Raw genomic sequence first — 24,087 nt, forward strand, 5'->3', positions numbered from 1 at the left:
CATTATCAAAGTAGAAAACAATATGAAAAATAAAATTGATGAACTCGCTTTCAGAGGAGAAGATCGAGAAAAATCGCTTTCCAAATCAGTTTATTTTAGCGATTCCTACTTTTCTTTACGACAGCTATTTTCTTTGGCTCAACAAATTCATGAAATTCATTCTATGAAGCCACAATCAATTCTAGAGGTGGGGATAGGCAATGGTTTTGTCTCCACTTTTTTTAGGCAAGCTGGTTATACAATTACAACAGCAGATATAAACCCATCTCTTGAACCAGATATTTGTGCACCTCTTGATGAAATTCATAATTTTCTAGGGGGGCAAACTTTTAATCTTGTTGTTTGTTGTGAGGTGTTAGAACATATGCCTTTAGAAAGGCTAGAAAATAATATTAAGTATTTGAAATCTTTGGGACAGAAACTCTTTTTAACTTTACCAAATTACAAAAGAACATTTGGATTGTACGGATTCTTGAGGTTGCCCAAAAATTCTGCTTATCCGCTCCGAATGAGTTTTAATGTTGACTTACCAAAACAAATCGGTTCAGCCCATTTTTGGGAAGTAGGATCTTGTCATCAATCATCTCGCCAAGAAATTATCAATCTTCTCAAGGAACACTATGATTATGTCGATTCGGGTTATATGTTAATGAATCCCTATCATATATACTTCAAAGCCAGTTAAAATATATTGGATAAAGGCAAAAAAGCTAAGTAATTATTGAAGCGGCGTTTTTGCCTTTATCGGGAAGGATACAGGGAAATTTACCAATAATAATGAAATTCGTTACCATAGTCGGTGCTAGACCCCAATTTATCAAAGCGGCAACAGTTTCTCGTGTCTTGCGTTCCACCCCAGACACGACAGAAATATTAGTCCATACAGGACAACACTATGACTCCAATATGTCCGAGGTTTTCTTCGACGAATTAGAAATTCCCCAGCCAGACTATCATTTAGGTATAGGCTCTGGTACTCATGGGAGCCAAACGGGTAAAATGCTAGAAGCTATTGAAGCAGTTCTAATTCAGGAACAACCTAATTGGGTTTTAGTCTATGGTGATACCAACTCCACTCTAGCAGGTGCTTTAGCAGCGGCGAAACTGCATATCCCAGTGGCTCATGTGGAAGCGGGACTGCGGTCTTTTAACCGCCAGATGCCAGAAGAAATTAATCGCATTCTGACTGACCATAGTTCAGACCTACTTTTTGCTCCTACTGATACAGCGGTAAAAAATCTTCTCCATGAGGGTATTCCCGAAAATAAGGTTCACTTAGTTGGGGATGTGATGTATGATGCGGCTCTATATTATGGAGCGAAAGCTGATACTCACAGTCAAATTCTCTCTAAGTTGGGATTGACCACCAAAGGCTATATTTTGGCTACAATTCATAGAGCCGAAAACACTGATGATGCTGCACGCCTTCAGGCTATTTTTCAAGGACTGGTGCAGGTTGCCCAGAAAATACCAGTGGTGCTTCCCCTTCATCCTCGGACTCGCAAAGCCCTAGAAAGAGAAAATTTATTCTCCGAAGTATCTGAATCCTTAGTGCTAATTGAACCTGTAGGATACTTGGATATGGTGATGTTGGAGAAAAACGCCTGTTTAATTGCTACTGATTCTGGTGGTGTGCAGAAAGAAGCCTTTTTTTATCGCGTTCCTTGTGTCACTCTGCGTGAGGAGACGCAGTGGGTGGAATTAGTGGAGATGGGATGGAATTGTTTAGCAATTCCCTGTAATCCAACATCGATTAAGACTTCCATACTCAGTGGTATAGATAAAACTTCGGGTGCTAATCCAGAGGTTTCTTTCCTGTATGGTACAGGTACAGCCGCCCAAGTAACAGTCACTATTTTAATCCAACATTAAATGATAGATTGTAGTATAGCCTATATTTGTCTATCAGATACTCAGGAAGTACGCTGTCAACACCAGCACGTGAATAATTATAGGTTTTCAGTAAAAAAAATTATATTATTCTGAGGCTTGTGTAATGAGAGAAAATTCACAAGATCAATGTAGTATGTTTGTTAATAATTTAAACGCCACATTCCTCTCTATTCTTAACTGTTTTTGCCTTTTCAACCCATAAAGCGCTTATGCCGTAAGTATTTTGTAGTTATGAAAGTAAATTGTTTTTGTGGTTAATAGAGATAAATTGTAATTTAAATCTCAATCTAGCATCTTCCCAGGATGCTAAAACTAAGAATATTCGTTACTAGGTTCCTGAACCGGCGGAAATCAGGTTAAGCCTTATTTTGTTTCGTGTTCATAGTTTAGATTTAGATATAGTTATAGTAGGAGTTAAATGAGCAACGAAAATCAATCTAGTAGACGAGCCTTAGTAATGTGTCTTGCAGATCCAAGTGGAAATCCGAGGCCCCGTAGAGTAATTGAGTGGCTATCTAATAGTGCTTTTCACGTAAGTGTTTTTTCTTTTGAAATTAAGGGTAATTTAACAGTCGCTCAATCGTTTGTGATACAAAAGCCTTCCAGATCAATACTGCTAAGATTGACTAGGTTGTCCTTGAGGTTATTCTCCCAAATTATACCCAGTTTTTACATTCAAAATAGTATCAATGAGTTTTTATTTAACTTAAAGAATCCTGATGAATTGATGAGGGAAAAATTTGAGTTGATTGTGGTTGAAAACTTAGAAATGCTCCCTCTGGCTATTAGATTAAAGAATAAGAACAAAAGTAAAGTATTATTTGATGCTAGAGAGTTTTATCCCAAACAATTTGAAAATAATCTCATCTTTCGGCTTGTTCTCAGCAAATTCATAACCAAACTATGTAAAAATTTTCTTCCATTATGCGATCAAGTCATTACGGTATCTCCTGGTTTAGCTAAAGCCTATATAAAAATTTTTAACATCCATACATCAGTTATACGAAGTGTACCAACCTACATTTCGCTGCCAGCTAATCCAGTTAATTCAAATATAATTAAAATGGTTCATCACGGGGTTGCCAATAGAAATAGAAAATTAGAAAATATGATTGAGATGTTTAAATTTCTAGATCAGCGGTTTACTCTTGATTTCTATCTTTCTGGCGGTGATGAATCTTACAAAAATAGTTTAATAAATATTGCGAAAAAATATTCATCTATTAGATTTATGAATCCAGTGTCCTTTAGTGAAATATGTCCAATGCTAAATACCTATGATATTGGCTTATTCCTTTTTGAGCCTACAACATTTAATCTGAAGCACTGTCTGCCAAACAAGTTATTTGAGTTTATTCAAGCTCGACTTATGGTTGCCATTGGACCTTCACCTGATATGGCTGAGTTGGTTCGTGAATATCAATGTGGTATCATTTCTGAATCATTTAATCCTCAGTCAATGGCCAGTCTCCTAAACAAGTTAAAGCCAGAAGAAATTATGCATTTTAAAAATAAAAGTGATAAAGCCGCACAAGTTCTTTGTTTTGAGGAAGAGAGTAAAGAACTTAAAAAAATTATTAATAGTCTTTTAGAGAAAACGCAACTTTTATAATGAAGAAAATTGTCATCATAGTTGGTGTTCGACCCTAATTAAAGCGGAAACAGTTTCTGGTCTCTTGCGTTCCACCCCAGACATAACAGAAATATTAGTCCATACAGGACAACACTATGACTCCAATATGTCCGAGGTTTTCTTCGACGAATTAGAAATTCCCCAGCCAGATTACCATTTAGGTATAGGCTCTGGTACTCATGGCAGTCAAACGGGTAAAATGCTAGAAGCTATTGAAGCAGTTCTAATTCAGGAACAACCTGACTGGGTTGTAGTCTATGGTGATACAAACTCCACTCTAGCAGGTGCTTTGGCAGCGGCGAAACTACATATCCCAGTGGCTCATGTAGAAGCGGGACTGCGGTCTTTTAACCGCAAAATGCCAAAAGAAATTAATCGAGTTCTGACTGACCATAGTTCAGACCTATTGTTTGCTCCTACTGAGACAGCGGTAAAAAATCTTCTCCATGAAGGTATTCCCGAAAATAAGGTTCACTTAGTTGGGGATGTGATGTATGATGCGGCTCTATATTATGGAGCGAAAGCTGATACTCAGAGCCAAATTCTCTCTAAGTTGGGATTGTCTCCTAAAGGCTATATTTTGGCTACAATCCATAGATCCGAAAACACCGATGATGCTGCACGCCTTCAGGCTATTTTTCAAGGACTGATGCAGGTTGACCAGAAAATACCAGTGGTGCTTCCTCTTCATCCTCGCACTCGCAAAGCACTAGAAAGGGAAAATTTATTCTCAGAAGTATCTGAATCCTTAGTGCTAATTGACCCAGTAGGATACTTGGATATGGTGATGTTAGAGAAAAACGCCTGTTTAATTGCTACTGATTCTGGTGGTGTGCAGAAAGAAGCCTTTTTTTATCGGGTTCCTTGTGTTACTTTGCGTGAGGAGACGGAGTGGGTGGAACTGGTAGAGATGGGTTGGAATTCTTTAGTTCCATCTAACGACAAAAATATAATTTTAAAATATATTCAAGATTTACTAAAGTCCCCATCCATAGAACAATGTAATATTCAAATTTACGGAAATGGTCATGCCGCTACGCTGGTTCTCCGTCGGTTAACTGAGAAAGATGCTAATCGAGAAAGATACTAAAGAAAAGTAAATGACTACAGTTTGCGTAATTGGTTTAAGCTATGTAGGGTTGCCAACAGCAAGCTTGGGGACCATTTGCCATGTCTATTCATCAGCACGCAGATTCTAAAAAAGTTTATGCCAATGTATTGTTAGCTTATTTATGGTTAACCTCTCTAGTCAGTACAGCTTTGGCTTTATTTGCACCAGAGGCCATTCAGCTATTTGCTACTCAACAATACTTGGGTGCTAGTAACGTGGTGGGACTACTAACCTTTAGTTATGTGATGATTGGCTTAACCTATATTGCATCTATTGGTCCAGCCATTGTCAAAACTTCAACACCCACTGGAGTTGCGATTACTTTTTCTGCTGGTTTAAATATTATTCTGAATTTTTTACTTATTCCCTCAATGGGGATGATGGGTGCTGCCATTGCTACATTAATTTCCCAATCCATAATCCCAATCTATCTTTTTTGGCGATCGCAGCAAATGTACCCAATTCCTTATCGTTTTCAACCAGCGATAGCTATACTAGGATTGTCTGCTCTATTAATTTGGGCTGGTACACACTGGAGTTTTGATAATTTATTGTTAGGAATAGGGTTTAAAATCGCTTTGCTGGTCTTATTTGTTCCAGCTATTTTTATTTTTAGGATTGTCACCCTAAAATAGACAAAAGAAGTTTTGCAATTTTTAAAATGAATAGATTATAAACAGACAAATTTATTAAAAATTGCAAAACTTTTTCATAATTATTAAAGACAAAAATAAAAAATTATCCAATTAAATAAGTTAAAATACCAGCTACAACAACTATCAAAAACCATTGACAAACCAAAAATAATTTAACATTCTCAAACAAGTTTGTGCTGAATAAGGAATAGAACAAAATAGCTGGGGAGGGCGTCAACACTACTTACGCTGGGAAACACCAACGACTTTTCAAAATTGGGACGATGCAGGGTTAGATTATGATACAACCTTATTATTTGCAGATGTCGCAGGATTTCGCTGTGGAGTTTGTTATGAATTTTCTACATTTAATGTTAAAAGTAGCCAACCATTGAAACTAAAAGAGCGTCCTCTCGTCGTGATGGAATGTACAATCATTGATGAACGTTACATGAATTTGGGTGTGGAACATGACTCAGCTAGGCAACTAATGCAACAATACAAGCAGCGTTGTCATTTATTTAATGGAGATTTTACCCTGCTGTGGCATAATAGCAGATTCATCAATCCACAAGAAATCATCCTGTACAGGAAAATAATTTCCTAATTAATAATGAAATGCGTCACCATAGTTGGTGCTAGACCCCAATTTATTAAAGCTGCAACCGTTTCTCGTGTCTTGCGTTCCACCCCAACCCCAGACATAAAAGAAATATTAGTTTATTTAGTTTATAACGTTTACAAATGAGTGCCTAAATCATTCTCACAGATTCAGGGGGGATTCAGAAAGAAGCTTATTTTCATCAAGTCCCCTGTATAACTCTACGAGAAGAGACTGAATGGATAGAAACAGTAGAAGCAGGTTGGAACCAAGTAGCCGGTGTCGATCAAGATAAAATTCTTAACGCCTTCACTACTACCAGCAGACCATCTAAACCACAACCTTAATCATGTCAAAATCAGATCATTTAAAAATACTTCATGCAGCAGTCTCAATGAATCCTAGCATAGGTGTTGTCCATCAAATGGAGTGGGAGTTAGCCGCTGCAAGACAGTTAGATTTACAGTGGGATGTCACTCTCCACACACCTAAAAAAATTGAGAGTTCAGTTGTTTACCATTGGGGCAATTTACCAGCACAAAAAATAATCCGCTATTACCAGCTTAGAAAGAAATTCTATGAGTGGCTGGTTGAACATGAAAAAAAATATGACTTTATTCTTTTAAGACACTCAGTGCATGACCTGTTTGAGTGGCAACTAGCTAAAAAAATTTCTAGAAAACTTATTACAGTACATCACACACTAGAAACAAATGAATTGAAAATAGATGGTATTACGGGAAAATTTCGCTCATTGTTAGAGCAACAGATAGGAAGTGCTACGCTTAATCAATGTCAAGGAATAATAGCTGTTACAAACGAAATACTAGATCATCAATTGCACCGCAGAAAAAGCAGTACAGAACCATGGAGTTTTGTGTATCCAAATGGCATTTATCTAGATGAAGATTTAGTTTGTGAAGACCACCGAAATTTGCTGCCTGAACTTATATTTACAGCCCACAATTTTTCGCATTGGCATGGTTTAGACCTCTTGCTTGAATCGGTCAAAGAGAGTAATGCTGAATGTCGAATTCATATTGTTGGTAACGTAAGCCCAAAAGATTTAGAAGGTTGTTTGAATGATTCACGTTTTGTTGTTCATGGCAAGTTAAGCAAAAGTGATATTTATAAAATCATGGGACATATGTGGTGTGGTATTTCATCTCTTGCACTTGAAAGGAAAGGAATGAGTGCAGCATGCCCTCTTAAAACACGAGAATATTTATCTCTTGGATTGCCAACTTATGGAAACTATACTGATCCTGCTTTACCTCCTGACTTCCCTTATTTTCGTCATGGATCTCCCTCTTTTTCTGAAATTTTAGAATTTGCTCAAAAAATGAGAAGCATCAGCAAAAATAAGATTCAAGAGGCTAGTAAACCATTTATTAGCAAAGCAATCTTATTAAATAAACTCTATCATTCCTTGTCAAAAAACCTTACCTAAAGAAATGATTGGACTATTAAATTAATATGATTGGACTATTAATACTAATTGTTTTTGTTATTGTTTTTTCGGCAAAACTACCTCACTCGTTACGATTTACATTTTATCTTACAATGTTATTAAGGCTAGGATTAGTCTTAGTCAACGTATTATTAGATGGCAAATTGCCTGGTTCACATGCAGATGCAATAACATTCTTTAATGATGCAGTAGAAAACTCTAATGACATATCCAAATTGGATTGGAGTTTTTCATATCTTTTTACAGGATCACAGTTTATTGTAAATATTCACGCAATAATACAATGGGCTTTGAAGCTAGGGGATTCAGATTTTCTTCTCAGTCATACTTTCTCATTACTGGGCAGTGCTGTTTGCCTGTTCCTTATATCCAAAATTTGGCTTTTAATATTTCCCACAAAACTCAAAAAGCTAAGGTTTTTATTGGTTATATACACAATAACCCCTTCAGTTATTACTAATCAATCTTATATATTGAGAGAGGTTTGGCAAAGTCTTTGCATATTAGGTGTAGCTTATCTAGGTCTTTCAATTAGAAAAAAAGGTTATTCTTTATCAAAGCTAGCACTAGTGTTACTTTTATTATTATTTGGTGCAATGCTTCATAGCACAATGATCATTATGATGATAGTCTCTGTTATCTTGTCTATATATTTGGGAAGCACAAGGGTAGATAGAAAATCTTTCGATTTTACAGGAGGAGTTCCCCGTATAACCAAGCGGCTTTTAATAACTATTGTTTTTGTTTTTTGTATTGCTATTGCATTGACTCCTGTGCTTTCATTTAGTCCCAGAATTCAACAACTTCAAACTGGTGAAATCTTTCGAGAAGCTAATATTTATGCAGCTAGGGGATTGCAAGGAGCGAGGGCAGAATATGGTGCATTCTTTCAAATCACAAATCCTTTGACAATTTTACCTACATTCTTGTCATACCAACTAATGCCAACACCAAACAGAGTAACGCATGTATTCGATATCGTTATATCTATAGAAAACTATTTTCGTCTTTTTTTGGTGATTATATATATATCCAATCGCTCTAAACTATCGTATTTTAATCGAACTAATGGAGATATTTTTTTGATGATGTGGTTTATGATAGAACTGATTTGGTCAATTGGAACACTCAATTGGGGGACAGCCGCACGCCATCATGTTCCTGCCTATGGATTACTACTACTTAATGGTTTTATGGCATTAGCAACTCTTGAAAACACAAAAAAATTAATTCCCTTAGAAAAACAAAACAATTGATCTGAAATAAATTGAAAATAAGATGATTATTGCTGTTACTGGAGGAACAGGATATATCGGGAAAAACCTCATAACTCGCTTATTAAAAAATGATCATCATATTCGTTTACTTACTCGGCATAACCGTAGTTACGAATATTTTGCCAAATCAGAATATTCTAAATATTTAACATATTACCAAGGTGATTTGAGTGATATCAACTCTCTTGAATCGTTTACAAAAAGCGTAGATATTCTATTTCATTGTGCTGCTGAAATCAAAGATCAGAAAAAAATGCATCGGGTTAATGTTGAAGGAACAGCCAACTTGATTGAAGCAGCAAAAGGCAATGTTGGAAGGTGGATTCAACTTTCAAGTGTAGGAGTTTATGGAAGACACCAATTTGGTAGTATTAGTGAAAAATCAAATTTGAACCCAGTTAATGACTATGAAAAAAGTAAAGCTCAGTCTGATTTGATAGTTCAAGATGCTGCTTCAAAAGGATATTTTGAATCTACATTGCTTCGTCCGTCAATCGTATTTAGTTGGGATATGCCAAGTGCATTTTTGTTTCAATTAGTATCTATGGTCAAAAAAGGATATTTTTTTTATATCGGTCAACCTGGTGCCTCAGCTAATTATATTCATGTTGAAGATGTAGTAAATGCACTTTTGTTAGTTTCAACTCATGAACTATCCAGAAATCAAGTATATAACTTATCAAATTACTGCACATTAGAAGAGTTTATCGATTCTATAGCATTAGCATTAGGTGTTCCTTCACCAAAAGGTAGATTGTCAGAACCTTTAGTACGTTTTGTTACTCAAGTTCTACAATATGTTCCCTATAATCCTTTGAAACCTTCTAGAATAAATGCTTTGACTACCCGTAGTTTATATCCAATTCTTAAAATAGAGCGGGAATTAGGTTATCAACATAACAGTCTTTTATCTGAATCTATTTATAAAACAGTCCAGGTATGGAAAAAAAACTGAAAAGAATTTGTATTGTAACTTCTAGCGAATTAACATTAAAGGTTTTTCTTGCTGCTCAAGTCAGAAAAATACAGCAAAGTTATGAAGTAACTATTGTGGTAAATACTGACAATAGCAAACTCCTAGAAGAGCTTGGAATTCGTGCAGAACTAAAGCCAGTTTCTATTCAACGCCAAATTAGTTTTATTTCTGATCTAAAAGCATTATGTATTCTAATACAATTTTTTCAAACTCAAAAGTTTGATCTAGTTCACTCAATATCTCCAAAAGCTGGATTGCTCACCATGCTAGCCGGTTTTCTTACACGAGTTCCTAGCCGTATACATACATTTACTGGCCAAGTTTGGGTTACAAAGAAAGGGGTTAGTCGCTGGATGCTCAAATTCTTTGATAAAGTAATTTCGTTTTGCGCAACTCATTTGTTAGCAGATAGTCTCTCTCAGAGAGAGTTTTTGCTCAAAAATAATATCGTAAGTTTTCATAAATCTTATGTATTGGGGAAGGGTTCGATCTGCGGAGTTGACATCAATAAATTCTCTCCGAACTCTTCAGTCCGCAACTCATTAAGGCAAAATTTCAATATTGACAACAATGCCATTGTGTTTTTATTTATTGGTCGTATCAATCACGACAAAGGCATTCTGGATCTGCACAAGGCTTTTGTTAGAAACTTAATTAATGATGAAAAAGATATACATTTACTTTTAGTAGGGCCAGATGAAGAAAATTTAATGCCCCAAATTTTTCATGAATCTGAATCAATTATAAGTGCTTCTAGTAAATTGCACTACGTTGGTTACACCGATACACCGGAACAATACATGGCAACAGCAGATATTCTGTGTTTACCCAGTTATAGAGAAGGCTTCGGAAATGTTATTATTGAAGCCGCTAGTGTTGGATTGCCTGCCTTGGCATCAAGGATATATGGAATCACCGATGCAGTGGTAGATGGAGAAACAGGACTATTGCATGAAGCGGGGAATATTCAAGATATTACTGATAAAATGTCTTTTCTTCTCAATAATTTTGAATTACGTCAATCTTTAGCTAAACAAGCATGTCTTCGTGCTAGACAGGACTTTGATCAAACAAAAATCATTCAAGCTTTGATAAGCTTTTATGAAGCAGTTCTCAGTTAAAATTTAATAGTTGAAAATATTCTTATCTTAATAATTGAAAATAATTCAAACCTATTTTCAGTTATCCATCAAAAGACTTCTGAACTAAATTATGCTTAATTCTGTAAATTTATTTATCAAGAGAACTTGTGATAAAATAGCCGCATCTTTAGCTGTTGTTATATTCAGTCCAATTCTTTTAATTTTAGCCTTATTAGTAAGGTTAAAATTAGGAAAACCCATTTTATTTTGTCAAAAACGTCCTGGTCTTAATGGTAAATTATTTAATATCCTGAAGTTTCGCACCATGACCAATGACCGTGACGAGAAAGGAAAACTCCTACCTGATGCCGAACGTCTTCCCCCCTTTGGACAATGGCTACGTAGCACATCCCTAGATGAACTCCCTGAATTAATCAACATCATGAAAGGAGACATGAGCTTTGTTGGCCCACGTCCCCTACTAGTCTCCTACCTAGACCGTTACACCCCAGAACAAGCCCGCCGTCATCAAGTCAAACCCGGAATTACCGGCTGGGCCCAAGTCAACGGTAGAAACGCCATTAGTTGGGAAGAAAAATTCAAACTAGATGTTTGGTATGTTGATCATTGGAGCCTCTGGCTTGATCTAAAAATTCTCCTCCTCACAATTATAAAAGTAATTAAACGGGAAGGAATCTCAGCAGCAAACCATGTCACCATGAGTGAATTCCAAGGCAATAAATCCTCCAATCGATAAAGATTATATCCGTGAAAACATACCTCTACGGTTGTGGTGGACACGCTAAAGTTGTTCTTGATATTCTAAAAAAACAACAACAGTCAGTCACAGCATTTGTGGATGACAATCCTGCCATTCAAACAAAGCAAATTCATGGCATCCCTGTTCACTTAGCATCAGAGTTCCTCAGCACGATAGCGGAGCAAAGTCAATGGATTATCTGCATTGGCAATAACCAAACTCGTCAACGTATTGCTGAAAAACTTAATCACCAAGGACACTTATTCACCACAGCGATCCATCCTTCAGCCCAAATTGCCCTAGGAGTCAAGATTGCTCCCGGTACTGTCGTCATGGCCAATGCAGTTATTAACACTGATACCCAAATCGGTCATCACGTCATCATCAACACAGGAGTAACGGTTGATCATGATTGTCAGATCGATGACTACTGCCACATTGCCCCAGGTTCGGCTCTCTGTGGTCAAGTTCATGTTAAAAAAAGTGTGTTTTTAGGTGCAGGTAGTACAGTTTGTCCTTCCCTTGAAATTGGAGAATATACCACCTGTGGTGCAGGCTCAGTGGTCATTCAGTGTTTGCCTTCCCATGTTTTAGCCTATGGCTGTCCAGCTAAAATTAGGCAAACCAATTTCTCAACATGACAAAACAGATCTTACTCTCAACTCCCCATATGGGAGCAGCAGAACTCGAATTTGTTAAAGAAGCCTTTGACACCAACTGGATCGCCCCCGTTGGCCCCCATGTCGATGCCTTCGAGCAAGAATTCTGTCAACTCGTCGGCACCACCCACGCCGCTGCCGTCAGTTCTGGCACCGCCGCCCTCCATCTTGCCCTCCAACTCATTGGCATCCAACCCGGCGATGAAGTCTTTTGCTCCACCCTCACCTTTATTGCCACTGCCAACCCCATCACCTACCTCGGCGCAAAACCCGTCTTTATCGACAGCGATCGCACCTCCTGGAACATGAATCCAGACCTCCTGCAAACCGCCCTAGACCAACGGGCTAAAACCGGCACACTCCCCAAAGCAGTCGTACTCGTCCATCTCTACGGACAAAGTGCCGACATCGATCCCATCCTCAAAACCTGCAACCACTACAACATCCCCCTCATCGAAGATGCCGCAGAAGCCCTCGGTGCAACCTATCAAGGGAGAACCCCCGGAACCTTCGGCAAAATGGGCATCTACTCCTTCAACGGCAACAAAATCATCACCACCTCCGGCGGCGGCATGTTAGTTTCAGAAGACCCCGACCTTATCGCCAAAGCCCGCTTCCTCGCCACCCAAGCCCGTGATCCCGCCCCCCATTATGAACACAGCGAGATTGGCTACAACTACCGACTGAGCAATGTCCTCGCTGGCATCGGTCGAGGACAACTCAAAGTCCTAGCCGAACGAGTCCAAGCCAGACGAGACAACTTTACCCGATATCAACAGGCCCTAGGCCACCTACCCGGCCTCGAATTTATGCCAGAAGCCCCCTTCGGACGATCCACCCGCTGGCTAACCTGCCTCACCATCAATCCCAACGCCTTTGGATGCGATCGCGAACAACTACGCCTAGCCCTCCAAGCCCACAACATCGAATCCCGCCCCGTGTGGAAGCCCATGCACCTTCAACCCGTCTTTTCCGACTGCGATCGCATTGGTGGTGAAGTTGCAGAACATCTCTTTCAACAAGGTCTGTGCTTACCCTCCGGTTCCAACCTCACCCATGCCGATCTCGAACGAGTTATCTCCGTCATCCACAAAACCCATCAAAACCCCCCCATTTCAAATTAAACGTTCTTTTTTAGTGCTATTAGATTGACTAAAAAAGCAACGAAAATGATCGCCCTCCTGATCGGCAGCCTCGGCGGGTTAGGGGGGCTGCTCAGTCTAGGGTTGGGAGGGGGGGCGATCGCGCTGGGAGAAGTTTATTTATACTATAGGCAGCGAGCTACGAGGCAAGACCGCCCATGACCCTTTCCGTAGAGCAGACGATTGTTTACCCGGACAGTGATGGCCAACCGATGGCAGATAATACGCAGCAATTTCGCTGGATTGTGTTGATTAAAGAGAATTTAGAATTGCTATTTGCCGAGCAGCCGGATGTCTTTGTGGCCGGGGATTTGCTGTGGTATCCCGTCGAAGGACATCCCGAAATTCGTGTGGCTCCCGATGCGATGGTGGTGTTTGGTCGTCCCAAGGGCGATCGCGGTTCCTATCGCCAATGGCAAGAAGATAACATTGCGCCTCAGGTGGTTTTTGAGATTCTTTCGCCGGGGAATCGCCTCAAGGAAATGACGAAAAAGCAACAGTTCTATGATCGCTATGGGGTGGAAGAATACTACATTTATGATCCTGACCGTCATGACTTCAATGGTCTGTATCGGGGTGAAGAGACGCTGACGGTGATTGAAGATCTGCACAATTGGACGAGTCCACGGCTGGAAATTCGGTTTACGTTAACCCCGGAAACGCTCGAAATTTATCGCCCCGATGGTCGCAAATTTTTATCCATGCTGGAACTGGATCAACGAGCCGAACAAGAGAGTCAACGCGCTGAACAGGAATATCAACGGGCTGAACGACTGGCGGAAAAATTGAAAACCCTGGGGATCGATCCCGATCAACTCTAGGGCAATTTTCCCTCATCCCCCGCCCTTCTCCCCCAGGAGAAGGGAGTAAGCCCTCTCCCGTGGGAGAGGGTTGGGTGAGGGCTTAAAGCTGGCGATCGATCGCCTCTCCCGCTTCGATGCCGCGCCGGATGCAGTCGCCCAGGGCCACGCCGTCGGTGTAGTTGCTGCATAGGGTGAGGTGGGGGTGAGCTTTGAGGTGTTCGGCCATGACGGAGAGGCGATCGCAATGCCCTAGGGTGTATTGCGGGATCGCTTTTGACCAGAGCCGCACGCCGAGCACTTTCGGGGTGCTGTCGGGTTTAACGAGAATGTTACTGAGGTCGTGATGGACGGCTTGGGCGATCGCGCCTTCATCCATCTGCGCCACCGCCGGATCGGTGGAGCCGCCGATAAAACTACTCAACATCACCCAACCCTCCGGCGCACGACCGGGGAAGAGGGTGGATGACCAGATCGTGCCGAGGGTGCGGAGGCCCTGGCTGCGGGGGTTGAGGTTGCCGAAGCCGTGGAGCGATCGCACCAAGGCCGTTTTTGGATAGGCCATGACGGTACAGGCTACGGCAGGATAGGGGATCGCTTGTAATGTGGCGCTTAACTCCGGCATCAGGGGCGCGAGGAGGGGAGCCACTCGATGGGCGGGAATCGCTAAAACGAGGGTGCGCGTCTCAATGGTTTGGCCGCCGTCGGGGGTGTCAAAATGGGCGCGATAGCCCTGCTCTAGGGGGTCAATCTGGGTGAGCGTCCACTGACAGCGGAGGCGATCGCCCAATCGAGCCGCGATCGCCTTGGGCAACATCGCCATCCCCTCCCGAAATGATCCCAACTGGCCCGGCTTCGTCGTGGGGATGTGGGGATCAACCGGGGGGCGATCGCCTTTGCTCTCCTGTCGAGAACGAATCGCCCCCGCCACCAAGCCACCGCCGAGGGTTTCGAGGCGATAAATTTTCCGAAACGCTGCCGCCATACTCAGGGCGTGAACATCCCCGGCATAGACCCCCGACACAAAGGGCGAAATCAGCCGCTCGGCCACTTCTGGTCCTAAATGACGGTTAATAAATTGCCAAATGGTTTCATCGCCGCCTTGGGCCTGAATGTGATTCCCCACCAAGGGCGGCACAAACCCCAGCGCCCCGAACAGTGCCCGCAGTTTTCCCGTCAGGCTGAGGAGGGGCGATCGCACCGCAGACCCCGGACTCATGGGCACAGCCAAGAGACGACCCTGCCAGTAGACCCAGCGGGGCAGCTTGCGATCGGCAAAGACGAGGTCATCCTTTAGTCCCACATCCACCGCCAACTTGAGCAGGATCGGATTCGGTTGAAAACTGTTTGGGCCCTCCTCCCAGAGAAATTCACCCTGTTGGCGGCTAATAATATTGCCCCCCACATCGGGGCTAGCTTCCGCGACGAGAATAGTGCGATCGCACTGCTGCAAGGTATGGGCAACGGTCAAACCACTGAGACCGGCCCCCACAATCAGACTGTCTAACATAGGAGGAGAGCATAGAGAAACAGGGCTTAGTTTACCACTTCCTTAGGTGTGAAATAAGGTTTCCAAGTACGCCTTGGCGCAGGCCGGATCGAGGGATTGCGTCGATTGCAAGGGGCGCTGACTTTGGCTGAAGAGCAAGAAAAACGAGAGCGCGGCTGTCATCACTTGGTCTTGATCCCAGGTGGGATGCTGATCGAGGTAATTCCGCAACGATTGGTGTAGGTCTTCAGGGATTTCTGTCAAGATGCTGATTTGAGTTGTCATGATGACCTCACGAGCAGGGACTAAGCAACGAAATGATCGTCAGTGTTGCGAGCGTTGCTCAACACCAACACCGCCGAAGAGGGGAGCCGTGGCCAATCAGCCTCAGGTGAGTGACGGGGGGTTATCACTGGCGATCGCCCCAATGACAACGCCGCAGGGAGAACAGCCGACGCAGGACAGGTTCACACCACAATGACCATCGGCAAGGCACGAATGGTGAAAAACCGTGGGCGTGACTGGCAGGTTTTTCACGAATGTTAATCGTAGGTTAATTACGACTCTATTCCTATTTCGGGGAAAATGGGGGGATTTGTCAATGCTGAGAAATGTTAACAGCGACTTTAGAAAAGCTAAAGATTTACGACAGAATCAGAATTTGAAGCCTTTTTTTGTTACACAACTTTACTTAAACTCAGTATGTCCACCTTTGCCCCAGCGCCCCACCGCCAATCGCTGATCACACCAGAGACTCGGTCTTCGCTTTTTGATTCTGTGGAGAACCCGTTTTTTTCTGGGGAAAACTGCCGTAAAACCTGTGGAAAAGCTGGGGATTGAGTTGGGGAAAAGCGATCTAAAAAATAAGAATTACAAAGTTGCTTTTTCGCGGTCTGTGGAGACCCGATCGCACCGCCATCGGGTCATGGTTGCGATCGCACTCGGCGATCGCGTTCCCCTCCCCAGCCGATCAACCCACACCGTATGATGAATAGGCGCAGCCTTCACTTGTGGAACCCATGCCCACCTCCCAAACTCGACTACTCAAGATTGTTGGTCTCTATCTCGCCCTCTGTGCGATCGCCGTGATCATGCTCTTTCCCCTGCTCTGGCTGATCAGCACCTCCCTCAAATCCCCCAGTGAGCAGGTCTTTAGCTTCCCCCCCCAACTCATTCCCCAAGCCCCCACCCTCGCCAACTTCCGCACCGTCTGGCAAAGCTACCCCTTTGGGCAATACCTCACCAACAGCGTCATCGTTGCCAGCCTCACCGTCACCCTGAACCTGTTATTCTGCTCCCTCGCTGCCTATCCCCTCGCCCGCCTCTCTTTCCGAGGGCGTGACGTGATTTTCGCGAGCGTCGTCTCGACAATCATGATCCCGTTTCAGATTGTGATGATTCCCCTCTACGTCCTCACGGTGCAGCTTGGGTTACGCAATACTTATTTAGGGATTATCTTTCCGGCGATCGCCTCCGCCTTTGGGATCTTCCTCCTGCGCCAAGCCTTCCAAGGTGTCCCCAAAGAACTCGAAGAGGCCGCCCGCATCGACGGCTGCACCGAACTCGGCCTCTGGTGGCATGTGATGATTCCCGCCGTGCGTCCGGCCCTGGCCACCCTCGCCATCTTCGTCTTCATCGGCTCCTGGAGTGACTTCCTCTGGCCGTTGATTGTGATCGATCGCCCCGAATACTACACCCTCCCCCTCGGTGTGGCGAATCTGGCCAGTACCTTTTCCCTCGATTGGCGACTGATCGCGGCGGGTTCCGTGATTTCCATTCTGCCGATTCTGATCGTGTTCCTGTTCGTGCAGCGGTATATTATCCCCACCGCTGCTGGTAGTGGGGTGAAGGGTTAACGCTGGAGATTGAAATCCCCGGCTCTGAGCCAAGACCTTCAAGTGCTTGGCGGTCTTAATCCCGATTCAGGGCCAGAGCGATCGCATTTTGGCGAATTTGGTTATAGGCTTCCGCGAGGGTGCTGTGGAGGTCTTGGGCTTCGGCGGTGGGGAGTGGAATCGGGCCGAGGCGATCGAGGACGGTTTGCTGAGCCGGGGCAGGAGCGATCGCCACCAGAGACGGATCAAGGGGTTCATCGTAGACCCAAAACTGCTTCATCACCAACGGCACTGTCCCCGGTTTCGCCCCGCCTTTTTTCCCCGTGCGGCTCTTGCGGTTGCCCTTGCCGCGCAATTGGCGCAGGGCATCGAGGATCTGGGCCTTCGTGCGGCCGCGCAATTGGAACAAAACAAAAGGATCTTCACTGAAGCGATCGCCCAATTGGTAATACACCGCCCCAATGTGCTTACAGGGGTTCGCCTTATCCGGACAGGTACAGCGCGAATGAATCTCCGACAGCGTAAACGGAAACAAACTCAACCCATTCGCCGTAAACACCTCCTCAATTTCCGCTGGCATATCCCCCGCCAACAACTGCGCCGAATAGAGGGATTTCTGGGACATGGTGCTAATCACATAGCGCCAATCCTCATTACTAAACGGATTCAGCGACAGAGACACCACATAAGGTTCCTCATCACTCCCCTGGACATGGGCCACCACCCGCGCCCCTTGGAAGTCAATACTAATCACATTGCCCTCGGTGGAATAGCGACGGGCCCGCTCAAGCCGTTTTTTAAACCGATAGGAATCAAGCAGTTCCAGCCACCGCTCCACCCACCATTCACGGTTTTCCAGTTCGTAGGTCATGGGCTTGCGGGGGATTGGGGTAAATTTTGAGCACGGTAGAAGGTTTCTAAACTGTCGGAATCGCCGACAAACCGCCAGTGCCACGGTTCATAGGCGATGCCTTGGGGATTATCGGGGGGAAACGACAGTTCAAAGCCAAAGCGGGCGGCGTTGGTGGCGAGCCATTGAAACGCGGGGGTGTTTTCAAACTCCACCGTGAGATAACTGCTCGGATCATTCCCATCGCCAATATCGATCGCGTAGCCGGTGTGGTGTTCGCTAAAGCCAGGGGGGGCGCTCACTTCGGCGCGTTCGCTAGGGGGTTGATTGCGCTGTTCTTTGACCTCGAAAAACAGATAATCCTGTTCTTCGGCTGTCCGGTAGCCCGATAAAGCCGCGAGGGTGATCCCCTCCTGGCGGGCGGCATCCACCATCTCGATCCACCGTTGGGCCGCAGCGGAACGCAGCCGAATCGAGCCATCGGCGGTGATGGCGGTTAACTCTTCAGGGTTGGCTTCCTCGTAGGGGAGATGGCCCAGAATGTTTTCCACGGGGGGCGGTGCTGCGGGGGACTCTACTGAATCGGGTGCTGTGACGGTGGGTTGGGGTTGTTGCGAGATCCAGAAGATGAGTCCGGCGGCGATCGCCCCTCCCCCCAGCACCACCCCCACACCGATCAACCAGGGGGATCGGCGTGGGGATGAGTTGGGCAGATCCCGTTGGGCAATGGGAATATCATCCATTGACCCCAGTAGCGATTTTTGGGACTGTTTCGGCACAAATACCTGCTCCGGCACCAAGAATACAACGGTTAGACCTGATGCATGAGCCTTATCAGGCATTCCAGACCCATGCTCAGATCTCTCCTAAAACTCTAACCCAAGACGCGATAAGATCAACAATGCAAAAATTTCCCATCCCAACGTAAAACCCATGCAACCGAAACTGATTATCCATGGTGGAGCCGGTAGTTCTTTGAAAGGTAAAGGGGGCTTGGCTGTGGTGCGGGAGGCCCTCCATGGCATTGTCGCCGCTGTGTATGACGATCTCCTCCAGGGGGCGGCGGCGGCGGCGGCGGTGGTGAAGGGGTGCGAATTACTCGAAGATCACCCCCGGTTTAATGCGGGGACGGGGTCGGTGTTGCAGTCCGATGGCCAGGTGCGCATGAGTGCGGCGTTGATGGATGGGACGGCCCAACGGTTTAGCGGTGTGATTAATGTGATGCGGGTGCAGCATCCGATCCAGTTGGCGAAAACCTTGCAAACGGAGAGCGATCGCGTTCTCTCCGATCACGGCGCGGCAGAACTCCTGCGGGAATTGAATGTTCCAATTTACAACCCCCTGACGGATCTCCGCCTCAATGAATGGCTCGCCGAGCGGAAGGGCGATTTTGACAAAACCATGGCGGGGGTGATTGCCGAGCAGGAGCTAGGGGCAGAGTCCGAAGCAGGGCGCGGCACAATTGGTGTGGTGGTGTTGGATCAAGCCGGAAAAATTGCGGCGGGAACCTCGACGGGGGGTAAAGGGTTTGAGCGGATTGGTCGGGTTAGTGATTCGGCAATGCCGGCGGGGAACTACGCCACCCCTCAAGCCGGGGTGAGTTGTACCGGCATTGGCGAAGATATTATCGATGAATGTTTGGCGGCGAAGATTGTGATTCGGGTGACCGATGGGATGAGCTTGGCGGAGGCGATCGCAAAATCCATGGCCGAAGCGTCCCAAAATAAGCGGGATCTGGGTGCGATTTCCCTGGCGGCGGATGGGGCGATCGCCTGGGGCAAAACCAGTGAAGTGCTCCTTGCGGCCTACCATGACGGGACGGCGATCGGCGACACTCTAGAATGGACGGGGCCGGAACTCGTGGGTCACATCGCGCCCTAAACCCGTACCGTGTTGGCCATCTGTTCTCACGGGTATGGCACGATCAAGATTGCTAACCGGGTAAACATTCACCATAATTCAGCGATGTTGCCCTTCCACGGATGCGGCTTCACTGTCTATGATCTATTAATGGTGATCATAGACTGATGATCATGAGTGATTTGAGCGACGAAATAATCATAAGGGGATGTTGAAGATGACAAAATTTTGGTTTATGACCTACTCCACTTCGGCGGCCTTGGGCTGGGTGGCTCTGGGAAATGTGGCGGCTCAAGCTGTGGAAGATGTTTCCCTGGTCGAGCGCACCTTGGTGAAAACGAATAATATTCACCTTGCCCAAGCGATGCCCGATGCTCCGGATGCGATAGGTGGCGATGCGATCGCAACGCAACCCATCGCGGCTCAACCCACCGTAACCCCCCCCGAAGCGATCGCCGCCCCAATCCCAGCGCCGGCCCCCCTCGTTCTCGATGTCGAACCCACCCCCTCGGTCAATATTGCGCCGCCGCCCCCTCGACCCCAGGCCGCCCCGCGCCCCATGCCGACAGCCACCCCCTTCATTGAAAATGACCCTATGGTGCGGACAGCGATTAACCCCCAAACGCCAGCCCAACAGTCGGCGGTGCGGACCATGGATTTTCAGGAGATCAACCGCAACAACCGCAGTTTTGATGATTTAATTTCCCCCTCCACGGCGGCGAATCGTCAGCGGACAGGCGGCTTACCGGCGGCACAGGTGGCCCGCCAAGCTCCCGCCCCGTCCCCTGCGCCGCCGGTGGTACGGCGATCGCCCGCTCCGGCCCGCTCCGTCTCCGCTGCTGCTGGGGCGGCCACTCCTCCCCGCCTCCAACAGCTTGAACGGGATCTGGACACCATTCGCCAGGATGTGGTCGGTTCTGTGCGTCGTGCCCCGTTAGAATCGGGACTCATGATGGACGTGACGGCCTTCCCCGCTGGGGACGAGGTGAGCTACTTCAGCCCCACCAACCCCAACGCCCCCACTACCGAAATGATGTGGGAATCCGTGAATCTGAGCACGGCGTTTACGATGCCCCGGTTTAATCTGGCGGCGTTGAAACTGTCGGTGGTGAATTGGGATGATGCGATCGCCACCTTTACGGATTTGTCCCCTTGGGAGAATGCCCAGTTTGCTATCAAGTTTGAGGATCTCGGATTTGGAGCGGACTTCTTGAACGAAACCGCTGTGTCCTTTGCTGATCTGGCGACAGAATTTGATGGCTTGTTTGGCGATTGGGAGAGCGTGTTTGAGGCCTACGAGATTATCCCCGTTAGTCCCGCGTGGCAGAGTGCGATCGCTCTCAATACCCCTGCGCCGCTGTTTAATCTCCAGCCTAGTCACAGTGATTTATTCAGCGAATACGCCCCCCAAAATCCCCTCACCTTGGGCTTTAAACCCGATTTCCGCTTGACGCTGTAATTAGTAATCTTGCACCGATCCCCTTGGTTCCTCCTGTGTTGTCAGGGGGATTTTTTTGTGGGATGGGCAAGGGGCTAAAGCTGCCTTGTCTGGTTTGGGGAACAGGAGCGATCGCCGCCTGGCCAACTGTCACAGTAACCCCTGTGCCAGATGATAAACCGCTCCAAATCCCGCAACCCGTGGGGATTTCAGCAGTCATAACCTGTATCTAGCACCGATTCAAAGGATATTGATTATGCGCTCTGCTATCTTCTCCACCACCCTCTTAACTCTGATTGCACCCGCTGCCTTTGCGAATCCGGTGCAACCCGTCGCCGTCGAAGCCACCCCCGAATTTTCCCAACGCCCTGAATTTTCCCCCCAAGCCGCCAACCGCCGACCCAACGCCCCGATCACCCAGGATCTCGCCGTCATGGCCACGGATGTAGACATCACCGGAGCTAACCCCGAACTGATCGCGATCGCCCGCAACACGATCGCCACCGAACCCGGCCAAGCCACCAGTGCCAGCCAACTCAACGCCGATCTCGCCGCCCTCAAACGCACCCAACTCTTCAACGATGTGCAGGTCAACGCCATCCCCAACGACCAAGGCTGGCAAGTGCAATACGCCCTCAATCCCGTTGTGCTCAACCGGGTGCAACTCAACAATGCCCGCGTTTTAACCCCAGAGATTGCCACTACCCTCTTTGATCAGCAACTGGGTCAAGCGGTGCAACCCAGCGCCATCAATGCCGGGATTGAACGGCTCAACACCTGGTATCAGGACAATGGCTATGTGTTGGCGAAAGTGCAAGATGTGCGATCGCAGCAAGACGGCAGCCTCAGCATCACCGTCAGTGAAGGGGTGGTGGGATCGGTGCAGGCTCAGTTTACCGATGATGAAGGGATGGTCACCGATGGCCGCACCCGCGATGATTTTGTTCTGGAGCAACTGAACATCAAGCCGGGAGAGGTGTTCAAGGTCGAACAGGCCCAAGCGGATTTACGCCAACTCTATAGCCTGGGTTTATTCGAGCACGCCCAGATCGCCCTTGCGGATCGCGGTGACAATACCATTGATGTGATTTACGAACTGAACGAAGCCGCCACGCGAGGCGTGAATGTCGGGGGCGGCTATAGCAAAGATTCCGGCGTGTTTGGTTCGGTCAGTTATAACGATCGCAACGTCGGCGGCATTGGTCAAAATCTCGGTCTTGACCTCCAGATCGGGACACGGGATATGCAATTTAACACCGAATTCAGCCGCGCCTATCGCGTCACGAACCCCGATCAACTGGGCTACAGCATCACCGCCTTTCGCCAACGGGGGATTTCCGGCAACTTCGACCAAGATGTGTATTTAGAAAACGGCGATCGCCCCCGTGAAGGTCGCTTTGGGGGTGGCGTGGCCGTCAATGGTGCGATCGATGAGTGGGATACCTCCGTGGGCGTGAACTTCCGCCGCGTCAGTATTCGCGATGCCAACGGAGACCTCGCCCCCGTCGATCAATACGGTAACGCCCTCTCCACCAGCGAATCCGGCATCGACGACCTCTACACCGTCCGCGCCCAACTCAGCAACGACCAACGCGACAACCCCGTAAACCCCACCTCTGGATCGGTCGTCTCCCTCAGCAGCGAGCAATCCATCCCCCTCGGCAGCGGCAACATTTTGATGAACCAAGTCAACGCTAGCTATTCCACCTACCAAGCCACCCGCATTTTGGATCAGGACAATCCCGAAGTCCTCGCCTTCAATGTCCAAGGCGGCACGACGATCGGGGATCTACCCCCCTATGAAACATTCTTACTCGGTGGGGCGAATACAGTGCGGGGCTTCGGCTCTGGTGATTTAGCCGCCGGTCGCAGTTACGTCCTCGCCTCAGCAGAATATCGCGTGCCCTTGTTTAGTTCGCCGGTGTCCGGTGTCGTCTTCGCTGATTTTGCCAGCGATCTCGGCTCCACGCCGGCCCAAGTGGGCGAAAGTGGTGAAGCGGAAGCCACCAAACCCGGCACTGGCTTCGGCTACGGCGCAGGGGTGCGGGTTAATTCCCCCATCGGTATTCTGCGGGCAGATTTTGGCATCACCAACACGGGGGATAGTCGCCTTCAGTTCGGTGTGGGTCATCGCTTCTAAGCCTCGCCATCCCTAATCCGCTTCAATATTGCTGAAAAGCCCTCTCCCAGAGGGCTTTTGCTCATCCATCAGGCTCGACTGGGAAACTGGTGCAGAGAGAATTTCAATCATGGTAGTGTCACGACACACGTTAACCAGTGGGTTACGGCGGATTACTGGATTGCAGTTATAGTCTATATTTAAGCCGCCTAACCCACCCTACAATTAAGCATTATTTTAGCTGTGCCACGACAGTAGTGTGAGCCTCTAGCTCACTCAGCCCAGATTCAGCTAGCCACTTGGGTTGAAAAGATGCCCTATCTCAAGTGTCAAAAGAGGACTCCCGTTATAGCCGAAGGCTTAACGGTGAGATGAATTTTGACCAACAAAGAAAACTGAGCGAAGCGAATCCTACAGGGTTGACTTAGTCCTGTAGGAAAGTTAGGATAAGGGGGA

At 46.4% G+C, this 24,087-nt stretch carries 22 protein-coding genes and 2 pseudogenes; 18 read left to right on the plus strand and 6 right to left on the minus strand.

From position 1 onward, the window contains the following. Positions 1–22 precede the first annotated feature (22 nt). The 14 genes and pseudogenes from PN477_RS06880 (at position 23) to PN477_RS06940 (ending at position 14,061) form a co-directional block, all read left to right on the plus strand. Positions 23–685, plus strand: coding sequence for a class I SAM-dependent methyltransferase (locus PN477_RS06880; protein ID WP_272116954.1), 663 nt, complete (start codon positions 23–25; stop codon positions 683–685). 92 nt (positions 686–777) lie between these two features. Continuing rightward, positions 778–1,872, plus strand: a complete 1,095-nt coding sequence (gene wecB, locus PN477_RS06885; protein WP_272116956.1) for a non-hydrolyzing UDP-N-acetylglucosamine 2-epimerase — start codon at positions 778–780, stop codon at positions 1,870–1,872. 439 nt (positions 1,873–2,311) lie between these two features. Next, positions 2,312–3,505: a glycosyltransferase family protein gene (locus PN477_RS06890; protein WP_272116958.1), complete on the plus strand. Its 1,194-nt coding sequence runs from the start codon at positions 2,312–2,314 to the stop codon at positions 3,503–3,505. Continuing rightward, positions 3,505–4,616 (plus strand): annotated as a pseudogene (gene wecB, locus PN477_RS06895) (non-hydrolyzing UDP-N-acetylglucosamine 2-epimerase). The gene PN477_RS06890 and the pseudogene wecB (PN477_RS06895) overlap by 1 nt, the downstream one beginning before the upstream one ends. A gap of 80 nt (positions 4,617–4,696) precedes the next feature. Continuing rightward, positions 4,697–5,272, plus strand: coding sequence for an oligosaccharide flippase family protein (locus PN477_RS06900; RefSeq protein ID WP_272116960.1), 576 nt, complete (start codon positions 4,697–4,699; stop codon positions 5,270–5,272). Between the two features lie 759 nt (positions 5,273–6,031). Then, positions 6,032–6,220: pseudogene (locus tag PN477_RS20835) on the plus strand (UDP-N-acetylglucosamine 2-epimerase); the annotation flags it as partial. Positions 6,221–6,222: 2 nt separating this feature from the next. Next, positions 6,223–7,323: a glycosyltransferase family protein gene (locus PN477_RS06905; protein WP_272116962.1), complete on the plus strand. Its 1,101-nt coding sequence runs from the start codon at positions 6,223–6,225 to the stop codon at positions 7,321–7,323. 26 nt (positions 7,324–7,349) lie between these two features. Beyond that, positions 7,350–8,600, plus strand: a complete 1,251-nt coding sequence (locus PN477_RS06910) for a hypothetical protein (RefSeq protein WP_272116964.1) — start codon at positions 7,350–7,352, stop codon at positions 8,598–8,600. Between the two features lie 22 nt (positions 8,601–8,622). Further along, complete coding sequence (locus PN477_RS06915; RefSeq protein ID WP_272116967.1) at positions 8,623–9,576, plus strand: NAD-dependent epimerase/dehydratase family protein; 954 nt, start codon at positions 8,623–8,625, stop codon at positions 9,574–9,576. Further along, entirely contained in the window at positions 9,561–10,718 is a 1,158-nt protein-coding gene (locus tag PN477_RS06920; RefSeq protein ID WP_272116969.1) for a glycosyltransferase, read from the plus strand. The genes PN477_RS06915 and PN477_RS06920 overlap by 16 nt, the downstream gene beginning before the upstream one ends. Before the next feature lie 91 nt (positions 10,719–10,809). Next, positions 10,810–11,436, plus strand: a complete 627-nt coding sequence (locus PN477_RS06925; RefSeq protein ID WP_272116971.1) for a sugar transferase — start codon at positions 10,810–10,812, stop codon at positions 11,434–11,436. Between the two features lie 11 nt (positions 11,437–11,447). Next, positions 11,448–12,080 carry an acetyltransferase gene (locus tag PN477_RS06930; protein WP_272116972.1) on the plus strand — a complete coding sequence of 211 codons (633 nt, stop codon included), beginning with the start codon at positions 11,448–11,450 and terminating at the stop codon, positions 12,078–12,080. After that, positions 12,077–13,222, plus strand: a complete 1,146-nt coding sequence (locus tag PN477_RS06935; RefSeq protein ID WP_272116975.1) for a DegT/DnrJ/EryC1/StrS family aminotransferase — start codon at positions 12,077–12,079, stop codon at positions 13,220–13,222. The genes PN477_RS06930 and PN477_RS06935 overlap by 4 nt, the downstream gene beginning before the upstream one ends. 176 nt (positions 13,223–13,398) lie before the next feature. Next, positions 13,399–14,061 (plus strand): Uma2 family endonuclease, encoded by a 663-nt coding sequence (locus PN477_RS06940; RefSeq protein ID WP_272116977.1) that lies wholly within the window; start codon positions 13,399–13,401, stop codon positions 14,059–14,061. Positions 14,062–14,143: 82 nt separating this feature from the next. On the opposite strand, the gene hemG is transcribed toward PN477_RS06940, so the two are convergent. The 4 genes from hemG to PN477_RS06960 form a co-directional block, all read right to left on the minus strand. Continuing rightward, positions 14,144–15,550 (minus strand): protoporphyrinogen oxidase, encoded by a 1,407-nt coding sequence (hemG, locus tag PN477_RS06945; RefSeq protein WP_272116979.1) that lies wholly within the window; start codon positions 15,548–15,550, stop codon positions 14,144–14,146. Positions 15,551–15,592: 42 nt separating this feature from the next. Continuing rightward, positions 15,593–15,814: a DUF2811 domain-containing protein gene (locus PN477_RS06950; protein ID WP_072619202.1), complete on the minus strand. Its 222-nt coding sequence runs from the start codon at positions 15,812–15,814 to the stop codon at positions 15,593–15,595. A 102-nt stretch (positions 15,815–15,916) separates the two neighbouring features. Continuing rightward, entirely contained in the window at positions 15,917–16,066 is a 150-nt protein-coding gene (locus PN477_RS06955; RefSeq protein WP_272116981.1) for a hypothetical protein, read from the minus strand. 333 nt (positions 16,067–16,399) lie between these two features. Continuing rightward, the gene (locus tag PN477_RS06960; RefSeq protein ID WP_272147105.1) at positions 16,400–16,537 is read right to left on the minus strand and encodes a hypothetical protein; all 138 of its coding nucleotides are present in this window, start codon (positions 16,535–16,537) and stop codon (positions 16,400–16,402) included. Positions 16,538–16,548: 11 nt separating this feature from the next. On the opposite strand from PN477_RS06960, the gene PN477_RS06965 reads away from it, so the two are divergent. Further along, on the plus strand, positions 16,549–17,385 hold the full coding sequence (locus PN477_RS06965; RefSeq protein ID WP_272116983.1) for a carbohydrate ABC transporter permease: 837 nt from the start codon (positions 16,549–16,551) through the stop codon (positions 17,383–17,385). 55 nt (positions 17,386–17,440) lie between these two features. On the opposite strand, the gene PN477_RS06970 is transcribed toward PN477_RS06965, so the two are convergent. After that, entirely contained in the window at positions 17,441–18,235 is a 795-nt protein-coding gene (locus PN477_RS06970) for an SWIM zinc finger family protein (RefSeq protein WP_272116985.1), read from the minus strand. Further along, positions 18,232–18,957 carry a M15 family metallopeptidase gene (locus PN477_RS06975; protein ID WP_417158769.1) on the minus strand — a complete coding sequence of 242 codons (726 nt, stop codon included), beginning with the start codon at positions 18,955–18,957 and terminating at the stop codon, positions 18,232–18,234. Before PN477_RS06975 ends, PN477_RS06970 begins: the two co-directional genes overlap by 4 nt. A gap of 190 nt (positions 18,958–19,147) precedes the next feature. On the opposite strand from PN477_RS06975, the gene PN477_RS06980 reads away from it, so the two are divergent. From PN477_RS06980 to PN477_RS06990, 3 genes are all read left to right on the plus strand, one after another. After that, positions 19,148–20,095 carry an isoaspartyl peptidase/L-asparaginase gene (locus PN477_RS06980; RefSeq protein ID WP_272116990.1) on the plus strand — a complete coding sequence of 316 codons (948 nt, stop codon included), beginning with the start codon at positions 19,148–19,150 and terminating at the stop codon, positions 20,093–20,095. Between the two features lie 196 nt (positions 20,096–20,291). Beyond that, on the plus strand, positions 20,292–21,533 hold the full coding sequence (locus PN477_RS06985; protein ID WP_272147107.1) for a hypothetical protein: 1,242 nt from the start codon (positions 20,292–20,294) through the stop codon (positions 21,531–21,533). Between the two features lie 235 nt (positions 21,534–21,768). Further along, positions 21,769–23,652, plus strand: coding sequence for a BamA/TamA family outer membrane protein (locus PN477_RS06990; protein WP_272116993.1), 1,884 nt, complete (start codon positions 21,769–21,771; stop codon positions 23,650–23,652). Positions 23,653–24,087 lie beyond the last annotated feature (435 nt).

The organism is Spirulina subsalsa CS-330 (assembly GCF_028330765.1).
Taxonomy (GTDB): domain Bacteria; phylum Cyanobacteriota; class Cyanobacteriia; order Cyanobacteriales; family Spirulinaceae; genus Spirulina; species Spirulina subsalsa_A.